13 protein-coding genes are annotated in these 13,064 nt (G+C 71.4%); 6 read left to right on the forward strand and 7 right to left on the reverse strand.

Features of this window, described 5'->3' with window-relative positions; translation table 11 throughout:
* Positions 1 to 9: 9 nt before the first annotated feature.
* Positions 10 to 201 (reverse strand): Rv0909 family putative TA system antitoxin, encoded by a 192-nt coding sequence (locus AW270_RS13105; protein WP_061294389.1) that lies wholly within the window; start codon positions 199 to 201, stop codon positions 10 to 12.
* Positions 202 to 276: 75 nt separating this feature from the next.
* On the opposite strand from AW270_RS13105, the gene miaA reads away from it, so the two are divergent.
* From miaA to AW270_RS13135, 6 genes are all read left to right on the forward strand, one after another.
* Positions 277 to 1,182 (forward strand): tRNA (adenosine(37)-N6)-dimethylallyltransferase MiaA, encoded by a 906-nt coding sequence (gene miaA, locus AW270_RS13110; RefSeq protein WP_061294391.1) that lies wholly within the window; start codon positions 277 to 279, stop codon positions 1,180 to 1,182.
* Positions 1,170 to 1,976 carry a diaminopimelate epimerase gene (dapF, locus tag AW270_RS13115; RefSeq protein WP_061294393.1) on the forward strand — a complete coding sequence of 269 codons (807 nt, stop codon included), beginning with the start codon at positions 1,170 to 1,172 and terminating at the stop codon, positions 1,974 to 1,976. Before miaA ends, dapF begins: the two co-directional genes overlap by 13 nt.
* A 79-nt stretch (positions 1,977 to 2,055) precedes the next feature.
* A complete protein-coding gene (locus tag AW270_RS13120) occupies positions 2,056 to 2,790 on the forward strand; it encodes an SCO6745 family protein (RefSeq protein WP_061294395.1) in 735 nt (244 codons plus the stop codon).
* Between the two features lie 58 nt (positions 2,791 to 2,848).
* Complete coding sequence (locus AW270_RS13125; protein ID WP_061294397.1) at positions 2,849 to 5,134, forward strand: hypothetical protein; 2,286 nt, start codon at positions 2,849 to 2,851, stop codon at positions 5,132 to 5,134.
* Between the two features lie 25 nt (positions 5,135 to 5,159).
* Entirely contained in the window at positions 5,160 to 5,921 is a 762-nt protein-coding gene (locus AW270_RS13130) for an SDR family NAD(P)-dependent oxidoreductase (protein ID WP_245674691.1), read from the forward strand.
* A gap of 61 nt (positions 5,922 to 5,982) precedes the next feature.
* The gene (locus tag AW270_RS13135) at positions 5,983 to 6,726 is read left to right on the forward strand and encodes an HNH endonuclease family protein (RefSeq protein WP_061294399.1); all 744 of its coding nucleotides are present in this window, start codon (positions 5,983 to 5,985) and stop codon (positions 6,724 to 6,726) included.
* 9 nt (positions 6,727 to 6,735) lie between these two features.
* Here the strand turns inward: AW270_RS13135 and AW270_RS13140 are convergent, their stop codons facing one another.
* Genes AW270_RS13140 through aceB form a run of 6 tightly spaced genes read right to left on the reverse strand, consistent with a single transcriptional unit; the run spans position 6,736 to position 13,063 of the window.
* Positions 6,736 to 6,951, reverse strand: coding sequence for a DUF2277 family protein (locus AW270_RS13140; RefSeq protein ID WP_061294400.1), 216 nt, complete (start codon positions 6,949 to 6,951; stop codon positions 6,736 to 6,738).
* Between the two features lie 30 nt (positions 6,952 to 6,981).
* Positions 6,982 to 7,722, reverse strand: a complete 741-nt coding sequence (locus AW270_RS13145) for an IclR family transcriptional regulator (protein WP_061294402.1) — start codon at positions 7,720 to 7,722, stop codon at positions 6,982 to 6,984.
* Entirely contained in the window at positions 7,719 to 8,945 is a 1,227-nt protein-coding gene (locus tag AW270_RS13150; RefSeq protein ID WP_061294404.1) for a (Fe-S)-binding protein, read from the reverse strand. Before AW270_RS13150 ends, AW270_RS13145 begins: the two co-directional genes overlap by 4 nt.
* Before the next feature lies 1 nt (position 8,946).
* A complete protein-coding gene (locus AW270_RS13155; RefSeq protein WP_061294406.1) occupies positions 8,947 to 10,059 on the reverse strand; it encodes an FAD-binding oxidoreductase in 1,113 nt (370 codons plus the stop codon).
* Complete coding sequence (locus AW270_RS13160) at positions 10,059 to 11,477, reverse strand: FAD-binding oxidoreductase (protein ID WP_061294408.1); 1,419 nt, start codon at positions 11,475 to 11,477, stop codon at positions 10,059 to 10,061. Before AW270_RS13160 ends, AW270_RS13155 begins: the two co-directional genes overlap by 1 nt.
* Positions 11,474 to 13,063, reverse strand: a complete 1,590-nt coding sequence (aceB, locus tag AW270_RS13165; RefSeq protein ID WP_061294410.1) for a malate synthase A — start codon at positions 13,061 to 13,063, stop codon at positions 11,474 to 11,476. The genes AW270_RS13160 and aceB overlap by 4 nt, the downstream gene beginning before the upstream one ends.
* Position 13,064: the final 1 nt, after the last annotated feature.

Below are 13,064 nucleotides of genomic sequence, written 5' to 3' on the forward strand. Positions count from 1 at the left end.
GAGTTCCCCCTACCGCTGGTCGTCGATCTTGTCGGCCGCGTCCTTGGCCTTGTCGGCGACCTTGTCGATCTTGTCGTCGTGCTTGCCGCCGGTCGCGTGGCGAGCGGTCTCCGAGACCTTGTCGACGCCCTTCTTGGCGGCTTCCTCCACCTTCTCGGAGTTCTCGCCGAGTTTGTCCTTGGCCTTGTCGAACATGGACATGTCGTACCCCCGATCGTGACGCTGACGGGCGCCACTCGTCTCATTGTTACCCCGGACCTTGGGACACTGGAGGGCGTGGGGCAGCTACCAGTCATCGCCGTCGTGGGGCCCACGGCGGCCGGGAAGTCCGATCTGGCCGTGGAATTGGCGATCCGTCTCGGGGGCGAGGCGGTGAACGCCGACTCGATGCAGCTTTACCGAGGAATGGATATCGGCACCGCCAAATTGACCGTCCCCGAACGAAAAGGTGTCATCCACCATTTGTTCGACATCTGGGACGTCGATCAGACGGCCAGCGTCGCCGAATACCAGCGGATCGCCCGCCCGCTGATCGACGGGCTCCTCGCCCGCGAGGTCACCCCCGTGATCGTGGGCGGTTCCGGCCTGTACGTCCGGGCGATCCTCGACGACCTGGAGTTCCCCGGCACCGACAGCGCGATCCGGGCCAGGCTGGAGCGGGAGCTGGCCGACGGGGGCGTCGCGCCCCTCTACGCCCGCCTCCAGGCCGAAGACCCGGTGGCCGCCGCGGCGATCCTGCCCAGCAACGGCCGCCGGGTGGTCCGCGCCCTGGAGGTCATCGAGCTGTCCGGGCGGCCCTTCTCGGCCACCATGCCGTCCTACGAGTCGGTGTACAGATCCGTACAGATCGGACTCCAGATCCCCCGGCCGGTGCTCGACGAGCGCATCGGGCTCCGGGTTCACCGCATGTGGGCGGCCGGTTTCGTGGAAGAGACACGGAAACTGCACGCGGCCGGTCTCGGCCCGACCGCGTCGCGGGCGCTCGGATACGCGCAGGTGATCAAATACCTCGACGGCGAATGGACCGAGGAGCAGGCCGTCGACGAGACGATCAGGGCCACCAGGCGCTTCGCGCGCAGGCAGGAGTCGTGGTTCCGCCGCGATCCAAGGGTGGTCTGGCTGCCCTACGACGCCCCGGACCTGCCCGCACGAGCGATTAGAGTTGTCTCATGCGCTTCGTGAAGGGTCATGGGACCGAGAACGACTTCGTCCTGCTGCCCGACCCAGAGGGGCGTCTCGACCTCCCCGCCCCCCTTGTCGCCCGGATCTGCGACCGCAGGGCGGGGATCGGCGGCGACGGCGTCCTCCACGTGGTGCCGACCAAGCTGGTCCCCGAGGTGGAGTCCCAGGCTCCCGACGCCGAGTGGTTCATGGACTACCGCAACGCCGACGGCAGCCTCGCAGAGATGTGCGGCAACGGGGTGCGCGTGTTCGCCCGCTACCTGGTCGACGCGGGCCTGGCCGATCCCGGCGAGTTCGGCGTGGCGACCAGGAACGGGGTCCGCAAGGTCAGTCTCGGGGCCACCGGCGACGTCCGGGTCGACATGGGACGGCCGTCGGTCTCCGGCGAGAGCCGGACCGTCCTCAACGGCCGCGAATACCGGGGCCTGCGGGTCAACGTCGGCAACCCCCACCTGGCCTGCGTCATCACCGACCCGGTGACCGAGCTCGACCTCTCCGCCCAGCCCTCCTTCGACCGCCGCGCGTTCCCCGAGGGGGTCAACATCGAGTTGATCAACCCCATCGGCGACCACTCGGTCTCGATGCGCGTCTACGAGCGCGGCTCCGGCGAGACCCGGTCGTGCGGGACCGGCGCGGTGGCGACGGCGGTGGCGGCGGCCCACGCGGCGGGCGAGACCGAGGGCGTCTGGTCTGTGCGGGTCCTCGGCGGAACCCTGACGATCACCCTCGACGCCGACACGAGCTACCTGGCCGGCCCGGCCGAGCTCGTGGCCAGTGGCGACTACCACGGCTGATTCCCGACACGATCGCTAGGTTGCCGAATATTGTTCTGTCTTCCATCCTGGGTTCGCTACATAGACCTAGGAGGCGGACGTGTACAAGAAGGCGATCGGGTCGCTCGGAGGCAGGTTCATGATCTCCCGCGAGGTCAAGGCGCTCTGCGACGAGCACGGCCTCGGGCAGTGGGAGATGTACTTCCGCGGCCGCTGCGGCGTCCTGGGCGAGGTCGACGCCGAGGTGGTCATCGCCGTCGCGACGTTCTTCGAGCCCGGCTTCGTCCGCGCGCGGTGGGAGGGCGGCCGGTCGCTCCCGGCCGAGAAGGCCGCTCTCCTGTACGCCGGCGCCTGCGCCGCCTGGGGCCGCCGCAACCTGGCCTTCGACGGCGCCGGACGGCTGGCCGACCTCCTCACCAAGGCCACCTCGAACGCCTCCCCGCTGGCCGCGCCCCTGTTCGCCGGGTGGCGGGCGCTCCCGATGCCGGACGACGCGCCGGCCCGCGCGGCCCACGCCCTCCAGGTCGCGCGGGAGCACCGGGGCAGCATGCACGCCATCGCGGTGGCCGCCGGGCTGCTCGACCCGCTCATGGCCACACTCGTCGGCAGCGCGGAGGCCGGCATGCCGCGCACGCCCGCCGGCACTGCCGAGGTCGCCAGGTTTCTGTCGTGGCCGGAGCCCTATCCCGTACCGGCGGAGGAGGACCTGGACAAGCGCGCCCGCGCCGAGGAGCTGACCGACGTGCTGGTCGCGCCCGCTTACACCGTGCTCACCGAGGGTGAGGCAAGGGAACTGGGCGAGCTGCTCAAGGTTGCACAGGCCAGTGTGAATTAGCGCGCCCGGCCGTGCGGACGTTTGGGGCAGCCCTGGTGACCTGGCAGACTGGCTGCCCATGGACGTGGACATCTGGTCGTGGGTCGGCGGCACCCAGCGGCAACTGCACGAAGCGGGAAATGTCGGGTTGGCGATGGCGCTGGGCGACGTTCCGGCGCAGGCCCTCGAAGGCCGCTACGGCCAGCTCGACGTCGTGGCCCCGGCGATCGCGCAGCAGGCCGAGACCATGGAGCAGCCGTGGCTTGAGCTGTTCGCCCGTTATTGGCATCTGATCGGCCGGGTCGGCGACCGCGCGAACGGGTCCGTCGCCATCGACGACGCCCGTGAGCTCGTGAGTTTCGCCGCCCGCGCCGACGTGGCCGACTGCCCGGCGGCCTCCTGCGCCGTCGAGGTGCTGGCCATCGCTCAGGCCAACACCGACGGGCCGGGCTACGCCGACGAGCGGCTCGGTTCGCTCGGCCGCGCGCTGCAGACCGTGGGGCCCGACTCGCTCGCCTTCTCGGGGCTGACCACTCAATACGTGCTGGCGCTGCTCGACGCGGGCAAGCCCGCCGAGGCCGTCGCCTACGCCGAGGCCGCCGTCGAGCGGCTGCGCGGCGCCGGGCGCGAGGCGTCGTGGGAGCTCGCCGCGATGTCGGCCCGCGCGCTGCTGGCCTCCGGCCGCGCGCAGGACGCGCTCAACGCGCTCCACGCGGCCGGCGCCTTCAAGCCCGACGACCCGGTCGCCAAGGCCCGGCGCGAGGGCATCCTGCACTCCCGGATCCTGGTCGAGCTCGGCCAGGTCCAGCACGCCGTCGAGTCGCTGCCCGACCTCGACATCGTGGGCGAACACCCGCGCGACTGGGTCGAGTGGGCCCAGGTCGTCTTCAAGCTGTCCGAGCAGGACGCCATCCAGAACTCCTGGCAGCTCGGCCGGATCGTCCGCCAGTGGATGAGCTACTTCGAGACGATGGGCTCCCCGCGCGCCCGCCTCGAACTGGCCTTCACCGGCGCGCGGCTGGCGCTGCGCCGTCAGGGCGTCTGGCAGGCCCGGCTGCTCGCCGACCTGGCCGAGGCGGCCTCGCGTGACCTGAAGTCGGCCGACGACGTCGCCGAGCGGATCGCCGCGCTGCGCGCCGAGTGCGACGCCGCGATCGAGACGCCCGCCCCCGGCCCCGAGGGCGAGCTGGTCGCCTACTTCGACGCCGCCGACGGCCGCACCGCCGACCCCGAGCGCTGGGTCGGCTGGCTCTGGCCGCTCTCCGGCAAGGACCTGGAGGCGACCCGCCGCCACACCACGACGCTCGGCTTCCTCGGATACGCGCCGACCGGCGCCGACATCTACTGGCGGATGGCGGCCGTCGACGGCGACCCGGCGCAGGCCGACACCGAGGACATCGCCTACCTGACCGGCCTGCTCATCGAGGCCGAGCAGGACGAACGCGTCCACGACCTCGCCGGCCGCCTCAAGGCCCCCGCCTCCCACCTGGCCCTGGCCCGCCTCCACCGCGCGCGTGAGCGCTGGGAGGAGACGGGCGACGAGGCCGAGAAGGCGGCCAAGGGCGGCGCCGGTCTGGAGGCCCTGCGCCTGTGGTCGGGCGCGGTGCAGCACCAGGGCGACAACGTCCGGGCCGCCGAGATCCTCCGCCCGGTCATCGACGGTGACGTGCAGGGCGAGGAAGAGGACATCTGGCGCGTGATCGTGCTGTCGACGGCGGCCGAGGACTGGGTGACCGTCCGCAAGGGCGCGGCCAAGCTCGGCATGCCGATCCAGTCGACCGAGGGCCCGATCGAGGAGGAGTGGCACCTCATCCGGACCATCCTCCCGGCCCCCGACGGCAGCCAGCGCGAGGTCCTCGCGGTCCGCACCGGCCCCGCCACCGCGCGGCTGGCCATCCCGCAGCCGCGCGGCATGGAGTACAACGCCGGTGACATCGTCGTCATCGACCCCCGCCCGCTGGAGCCGGTCCCGGAGAGCGAGGAGGAGAAGGAGAACTTCGTCATCCCGTTCGCCGGGGTCACGATGCTCCGTCCCGGCGGCTACACGAGCTGGTTCTTCGACGGCGCGGCCCCGACCGACGAAGAGTGGGCCGAGTTCGACGAGCTGATGGCCGAGCGCGGCTGGCCGATGTGGGTCTACTCCGACAAGAACTACCAGGTCACCCACCCCGGCACCGGCGAGCAGCTCCCGGGCGTGTTCGGCTGGATCGCGATCCCGCCGGACGCGAGCCCGACCGAGCTCGACGCCGTCCTCGACGACGTGACCGAGACGTGGGTCCACCCGCTGGCCTGGCTCGACCTGGCCCGCGAGGTCGGCGTCGAGGCCGAGCGCCACGAGCACATCGTGAAGGAATACGGCCTCTAGAACTTGGTTCGGTAGGGTGGCGGCCGTGATTCTTGAACGTTTCCGTCTCGACGGGAAAGTCGCGGTCGTCACCGGGGCCTCGTCCGGCCTGGGGGTGGCCTTCGCCCGCGGGCTCGCCGAGGCCGGCGCCGACGTCGCCATCGGGGCGCGCCGGGCCGAACGCCTGGAGGAGACCCGGCGGCTGGTCGAGGAGACCGGCCGCCGTTGTGTCGCGGTGCCCACCGACGTGACCTCGCCCGCCGACTGCGCGGCTCTGGTCTCCGCGGCCGTCGCCGAGCTCGGCGGGGTCGACATCCTGATCAACAACGCCGGGGTCGGGACCGCCGTGCCCGCGCTGAAAGAGGCGCCCGAGGACTTCCGGGCGGTCGTCGACGTCAACCTCAACGGGGCCTACTTCATGGCCCAGGCGTGCGCGCGGGTGATGAGGCCGGGCTCGTCGATCGTGAACATCGGCAGCATCCTCGGCGAGACCACCGGCGGGCTGCCGCAGGCCGCCTACTCGGCGTCGAAGGCGGCGATCACCGGCCTGACCAGGGACCTGGCCCAGCAGTGGACGGGCCGCAAGGGGATCCGGGTCAACTGCCTGGAGCCGGGCTTCTTCGCCTCGGAGATGACCGACCAATATCCGGCGAGCTACCTGGAGACGATGCTCAAGCTCCGCGTCCCCGCCGGGCGCGCGGGCGAGGCCGAGGAGCTGGTCTGCGCGGCCGTCTTCCTGGCCTCGGACGCCGGCTCCTACGTGACCGGGGCCGTGATCCCGGTGGACGGCGGCATCCTGATCACTTAAGTCCCTAAATTTGGGCATTTGCTATACCTGGGCAGGAGATTTCATGACCTGGGGGTGAGCGGTGCTGCGAAAGCTGGGCGCCGGGTTCGTGCTGGCGGGATTACTCGTGTCGGGTTGCGGCGCGATCGAGGCGGCGGCGCCTCCGGGCGACACCGGGGGAGGGGGCGGCTCGTCGTCCGGGACCAACCCCCTCGACAACCCCGAAGGCACCAAGGCGGGCCTCAAGGCGATCACGTCGGAGGCCGACCTCAAGGAGGCCCGCGAGGTGATCGGCAAGGTCGAGACCAAGGGCCGGGGCCCGAAGACCGGCTACGACCGCGACGAGTTCGGCTACGCCTGGGCCGACAACGCCGACGGCATCCCGCTGGCGCGCAACGGCTGCGACACCCGCAACGACCTGCTCCAGCGCGACGGCGAGGACGTCGAGTTCCGCAGCGGCTCCGACTGCGTCGTGGTGGCGATGACCCTCGACGACCCGTATACGGGCAAGACCATCGACTTCCGGAAGGAAGACGCGTCGGAGGTCCAGATCGACCACGTCATCCCGCTGTCGTACAGCTGGCAGATGGGCTCCTCGCGCTGGAGCGACGCCGAGCGCAAGCGGCTCGCCAACGACCCGCTCAACCTGCTCCCGGTCGACGGCTCGACCAACTCCTCGAAGAGCGACTCCGGCCCGGCGTCGTGGTTACCGCCGGTGCGGAAGATCCGCTGCTCCTACGTGGTCAGGTTCGCCCAGGTCGCGCTGAAGTATGACCTCCCGGTCACCACGGCGGACAAGGAGACCATGCTGAGCCAGTGTGCCTGATCGGGCCGGTCAGGCTTTCGCGCCGCGGACCTCCAGGGCCGCCAGCAGTTTGGCGCTGGCGGCGGTGATCTCCGCGACGGCCTCGTTGAAGGCCGCCGCGTTGTGGGCCGCCGGCGCGCGGAAACCGCTGATCTTGCGGACGTACTGGAGGGCGGCCGCCTCGACGTCGTTGTCGGTGACGTCGTCGGTGAACGGCGGGCGCAGCGTCTTGATGCTTCGGCACATGCCCTCAACCTAACCGCGTCCCCCGACAAACTAGCCGCGGGCTCCGTACACCTCCGCGCCGAAGTCGTCGGCGATCTTCCGCAGGCCCCGGGCCAGCTCGTCGCGGTCGAGGGCGGAGATCCGCTCGGCGGGGCCGGACACCGACATGGCCGCGACCACGCGGGAGCCGTCGGCGACCGGGACGGCCAGGCAGTGCACCCCCGACTCCTCCTCGCCCAGGTCCATCGCGTATCCCTGGTGGGCCACCGCCGACAGCTCGCTCATCATCGCCGCGATCGAGGTGATGGTCCGGTCGGTCCGGCGGGGGAGCCCGGTCCGGCCGAAGACCGCCGCCGCGTGGGGGTGGTCGGCCAGCAGGACCTTGCCCACCGCCGTGCTGTGCGGCAGCACCCGCCTGCCCACCTCGGCGAACATCCGCAACCGGCGGGGTGAGGGCACCTGGGCGACGTACACCACGAAGTCGCCTTCGAGCACCGCCATGTTGGCCGTCTCGCCGGACAGCTCCACCATCTTGGTCAGGTAGGGCTCGGCCCAGGCCCCCACCAGTCGCTCGGCCGCGCCGCCGATCCGGACCAGGGCCCCGCCCAGCGCGTAGCGGCGGTCGGACTCCTGCCGGACGTACCCGCGCAGCAGAAGGGTCTGCAACAGGCGGTGGATCGTCCCGTAGGGCAGGCCCGTGCGGGCCGCGATCTCCGACAGGCCGGCCTCGCCGCCGTGGTCGGCGAGGGCTTCGAGCACGTCGAGGGCGCGTTCGACCGACTGGACGCTCACCGCACCGCCCCGAGCCCCCGCAGCGAGGCGTCGAGCACCTGGGCGGTGTGGGCGACCGGCATCACCGGACGCCCGAGGCGCCGCATCGCGGCGGTGATCTGCATCGTGCAGCCGGGGTTGGCCGAGACGAGCAGGTCGGCCCCGGTCTCCTCGACCCGGGCGGCCTTGCGTTCCCCCAGCTCCCGGGCGGGCGCGGGCTGGAACAGGTTGTACGTCCCGGCCGACCCGCAGCAGATGGCCGACTCGGCGATCTCCCGCACCTTCAGGTCGGGGATCCCCTCCAGCAGCTCACGCGGCTGCGCCCGCACCCCCTGGGCGTGGGCCAGGTGGCAGGCGTCGTGGTAGGCCACGGTCATCGGCAGCGGATGGCGTTCGGCGACCGGGCCGAGCTCGACCAGGTATTCGGCCAGGTCGCGCACCTTCAGCGACTCGGCCCGCCGCCGCCACCCGGGGTCGTCGGCGAGCACGTCGGCGTAGTCCTTCATCGACGACCCGCACCCGGCCGCGTTCACCACGACGGTGTCGACCCCGGCCTTCTCGAACGTCTCGATGGTCCGCTTGGCGAACTTGTGGGCGTCGTACCCGGAATGCAGGGACAGCGCCCCGCAGCACCCCTGTCCCGGCGGGATGACGACGTCACACCCCTCCAGTGCCAGCACCCGGGCGGTGGCCCGGTTGACGTCGGGGAAGAACGCCCCCTGCACACACCCGGTCAGCAGGCCCACCCGCGCCCGCCGCCGCCCCCGGGCCCGCACCAGCGAGGGCAGCGGCCGGGTGCGGCTCCGGGGCGGGGTGAGCTCGGCCAGCGCCCCCAGGGTCGGATGCACCCGCGCCAGGAACGGCGCGAGCCGCCGGTTCAGCCGGGTGAACGGCTTGACGAGGCGCAGCCGCCGGGGATAGGGGAACAGCGCGAACACCAGCGCCCGGACCGCCCGGTCACGCGGCTCCCGGGTGTGCTCCCGCTCGACGACCGGACGGGTGTGCTCGATGAGCTTGTCGTACTGAACCCCCGAAGGGCAGGCCGTCACACACGCCATGCAGCCCAGGCACGCGTCGAAGTGGCCCGCCATCTCGGGCGACATCTCGGCGCCCTCGTTGTACTGGGCCATCAGGTGGATGCGGCCGCGCGGAGAGTCCATCTCCTCGCCCCACAGCAGGTAGGTCGGGCACGTCGGCAGGCAGAACCCGCAGTGCACGCAGTCCTTGATCAGCTCTGGGTCCATCTCAGACGCCTCCCGCGAGCCGTCCGGGCGACATCCGCCGCCCGGGGTCGAAGCGCTCCTTGACCCGCCGCATCAACGGCAGCGACGGGTTCGGGCCCCAGCGGTCGCCGGTGACCTCGCCCGACAGGCCCACCAGCCGGGCGTGGCCGGGCAGCTCCGAGCGCCACGCGTCGAGGTCGGCCGGGCCGGAGGCCAGGTAGACGCCGGTGGCGAGCGAGCCGCGTACCGAGACCCCGTCCGGGATGTGCGGCGCCACCCGGCACCGCAGCGAGTGGAGCGGCTCACCCGGCGGCCGGCCCCACCACGGCGGCGACTCGGCGCAGACCTCCCCGCCGCCCAGCAGTTCCCGCGCCACCAGGGCGCGCTCCCGCGCGGCGGGCCCCTCGAACAGCGCCGCCACCATCGACATCCCCACGGCGGGACGGTCGATCTCGACCGCGCTCGGTTCGAGCTGGGACCTCATCAGCACCCCGGCGTCCTCCCAGCCCTCGCACTCGAAGGTGAGCCAGCACCGGTCGGCCGCGATCGGGTGGAGCCGGAACGTCGCCTCGGCGATCACGCCGAGCGTCCCGTAGGAGCCGGTGAACAGCTTGCCGAGGTCGTATCCGGCGACGTTCTTGACGACCTTGCCGCCGGCCTTCGCGACCGTCCCGTCGGCCAGCACGACCGTCACCCCGATGAGCAGGTCGCGCGCGTTGCCGTAGCGGTAGGCCCGGGGGCCCGGCGCCGGGGCCGCCAGGGTCCCGCCGACGGTCGCCTCGGGGAACGGCACGTCGAGCGCGAGCTCCTGCCCGGCCTTGGCCAGGATCTCGGCCAGCCGGGCCAGCGGGATGCCCGCCTGCACGCGGACCACCAGGTCACCGGCCACGTGTTCCAGCACGTCGTGCATGAGCGACAGGTCGAGCAGCACGTCGGCCCGCTCGGGCGGGGCCGCCCAGCCGAGCTTGCTGCGGCCCCCGGCGGGGACCACGGCCAGATCGGCGTCGGCGCAGGCGGCCAGGACGACCGAGATCTCGTCGACGGATTCGGGCCGGGCGACCCAGCGCGGCAGCACTCCGCCGACCGCGTCGCCGGGTCCGGCCTCGCGGACCGTGACTCCTGTGTGGCCGAGCATCAGAAGATCTCCCCGGGTGAGCCCTTGCGGACGCGGGGCACCTCGCCGCACAACCTCGGCGTCGGGAACACCTTGCCCGGATTCGACCGTCCGCCGGGGTCGAAGGCGCAGCGCACGCGCTGCATGGTGTCGAGGTCGGCGTCGGTGAACATGCGCGGCATGTAGCGGGCCTTGTCGACCCCGACGCCGTGTTCGCCGGTGATCGAGCCGCCGTGCAGGATGCACAGGTCGAGGATCCGCCCGCTGACGATCTCGGCCCGGTGGCCCTCACCCGGCGCGGTGTCGTCGAACAGCACCAGCGGATGGAGGTTCCCGTCGCCGGCGTGGAAGACGTTGGCGACCCGGATGCCGAACTCCACCTGCAGCGCGTCGATCCCGGCCAGCACCTCGCCGAGCGAGGTCCGGGGCACGACGCCGTCCTGGACGATGTAGGCCGGGCTGATCCGGCCGACCGCGGCGAAGGCCGACTTGCGGCCCTTCCAGATCTTGGCCCGCTCGTCGGCCGAGGCGGCCACCCGCTGCTCGAACGAGCCGGTGCCCACGCAGATGGCGATCACCTCGGCGAGCTGGGACTCCACCTCGGCGGCGGGCCCGTCGAGCTCGACGATCAGCACCGCTCCGGCCTCGGGCGGATAACCGCAGGCCACGGCTGCCTCGGCGGCCTCGATGGCGAGCGCGTCCATCATCTCGATCGCGGCCGGCACGATGCCCGCCCCGACGATCGCCGAGACCGCCTGGCCGCCCGCCTCGATGTTGGGGAACGCGGCCAGCAGGGTCGTCACAGCCTCGGGCGCCCGCATCAGCCTGACGGTGATCTTGGTGGCGATGCCGAGCGTGCCCTCGGACCCGACGAACGCGCCGAGCAGGTCGTAGCCGAAGTCGTCCTCGGAGATCTCCATGATCTCCCCGTTGGGGGTCACGACCTCCAGGGCCAGGACGTGGTTCACGGTGAACCCGTATTTGAGGCAGTGGGCCCCGCCCGAGTTCTCGGCCACGTTGCCGCCGATCGAGCAGATCTGCTGGCTCGACGGGTCGGGCGCGTAGTAGTAGCCCCGGTCGCGGACCGCCTCGGTGATCGCCAGATTGGTCACCCCCGGCTCCACCACGGCCCGCCGCTGGTCGAGGTCGATCGAGATGATCCGCCGCATCCGCGACGTCACGATCAGCACCCCGTCGGATCGGGGCAGCGCGCCCCCGGACAGGCCCGTGCCCGAGCCGCGCGCCACGAAGGGCACGCCGAACTCGGCGCAGACCTTGACCACCGCCGCGATCTCCTCCGTGGTCTCCGGCAGGACCACGACCATCGGGGTCGCGCGGTGGTAGGTCAGGCCGTCGCACTCGTAGGTCCGCAGCCGGACCGGGTCGGTGATGACCCGGTCGGGCGGGAACAGCGCGTCGAGCCGGTCGATGACCGTCACGGCATCTGAGAATACGCCGGAAGGGTCAAAAACTCGGCGAAGTCATCGTCAAGAGCGACTTGTTTGAACAGGTCGGTGGCCTGGGTGAACAGCTTCTCGTCCCAGATCGGCTCGACTCTGATCTTGTCGAGCTCCTCGTCGATGATCCGCTCCACGAGCTCCTTGGTGACCACCTCGCGGGTGTCGGCGAGCTCGATGTCGTTGTGGATCCACTGCCAGATCTGCGACCGGGAGATCTCGGCGGTGGCGGCGTCCTCCATCAGGTTGTGGATCGCCACCGCGCCGCTGCCGCCCATCCAGGCCGCGAGATACCTGAGCGCGACGTCGACGTTGTTGCGCAGGCCCGTCTCGGTGATCTCGCCGGGCGTCTTGGAGACCGAGAGCAGGTCCTCGGCGGTGACCGACACCTCCTCGCGCTTGCGGTCGAGCTGGTTGGGCCGGTCGCCCAGGACCCCGTCGAAGACCTCTTTGCAGATCGGCACCAGGTCGGGGTGGGCCACCCACGAGCCGTCGAAGCCGTCGCCCGACTCGCGGGTCTTGTCGGCCCGCACCTTCTCCAGGGCGACCGCGTTCACCTCGGGGTCCCGCCGGGAGGGGATGAAGGCGGCCATCCCGCCGATGGCGTGGGCGCCGCGCTTGTGGCAGGTCCGCACCAGGAGTTCCGTGTACGCCCGCATGAAGGGCGCCGTCATCGTCACGGTGTTGCGCTCGGGGAGCAGGAACTCGCGGCCACGCGTGCGGAACTTCTTGATCACGCTGAACAGGTAGTCCCACCGGCCGGCGTTGAGACCGGCGGAGTGGTCGCGCAGTTCGTAGAGGATCTCCTCCATCTCGAAGGCCGCCGGGTAGGTCTCGATCAGGACCGTGGCCCGGACGGTGCCCAGGGGCAGGCCGACCGCGTTCTGGGCGGCGACGAAGACGTCGTTCCAGAGGCGGGCCTCCAGGTGGGACTCGATCTTCGGAAGGTAGAAGTAGGGACCCTTGCCCTTGGCCAGCAGACGGCGGGCGTTGTGGAAGAAGTAGAGCGCGAAGTCGAAGATCGAGGCGGACACGGGGGCGCCGTCGACCGTCAGGTGCTTCTCGTCGAGGTGCCAGCCCCGGGGGCGGACCACGATCGTGGCCAGTTCCTCGTCGGGCTTCAGCGTGTAGGACTTGCCGCCGCTCTCGAAGTCGATCTCACGGTCGAGGGCCGCGCGCAGGTTGAGCTGGCCGTTGAGGTTGTTCTCCCAGGTGGGGGAGTTGGCGTCTTCGAAGTCGGCCAGCCAGACCTTGGCGCCCGAGTTGAGCGCGTTGATGGTCATCTTGCGGTCGACCGGCCCGGTGATCTCGACCCTGCGGTCCTCCAGACCGAACGCCGGGGGCGCCACCTGCCAGTCGCCGCGCCTGATCTCTTCCGTTTCGGGAAGGAATCCGAGCGTCCCCCCCGCCGACAGTTCGTCTTGGCGGGTCTGGCGGGCGGCCAGGAGCTCGCGGCGGCGGTCGTCGAAGGCACGGTGGAGATCCGCCACGAAGGCGAGGGCCTCGGGGCTGAGGATCTCGTCGAATCGGTCGGACATCGGGCCGTTGATCTCAACGCCGTTCGTCATC

This window comes from Herbidospora cretacea (assembly GCF_001570605.1).
Taxonomy (GTDB): Bacteria; Actinomycetota; Actinomycetes; order Streptosporangiales; family Streptosporangiaceae; genus Herbidospora; species Herbidospora cretacea.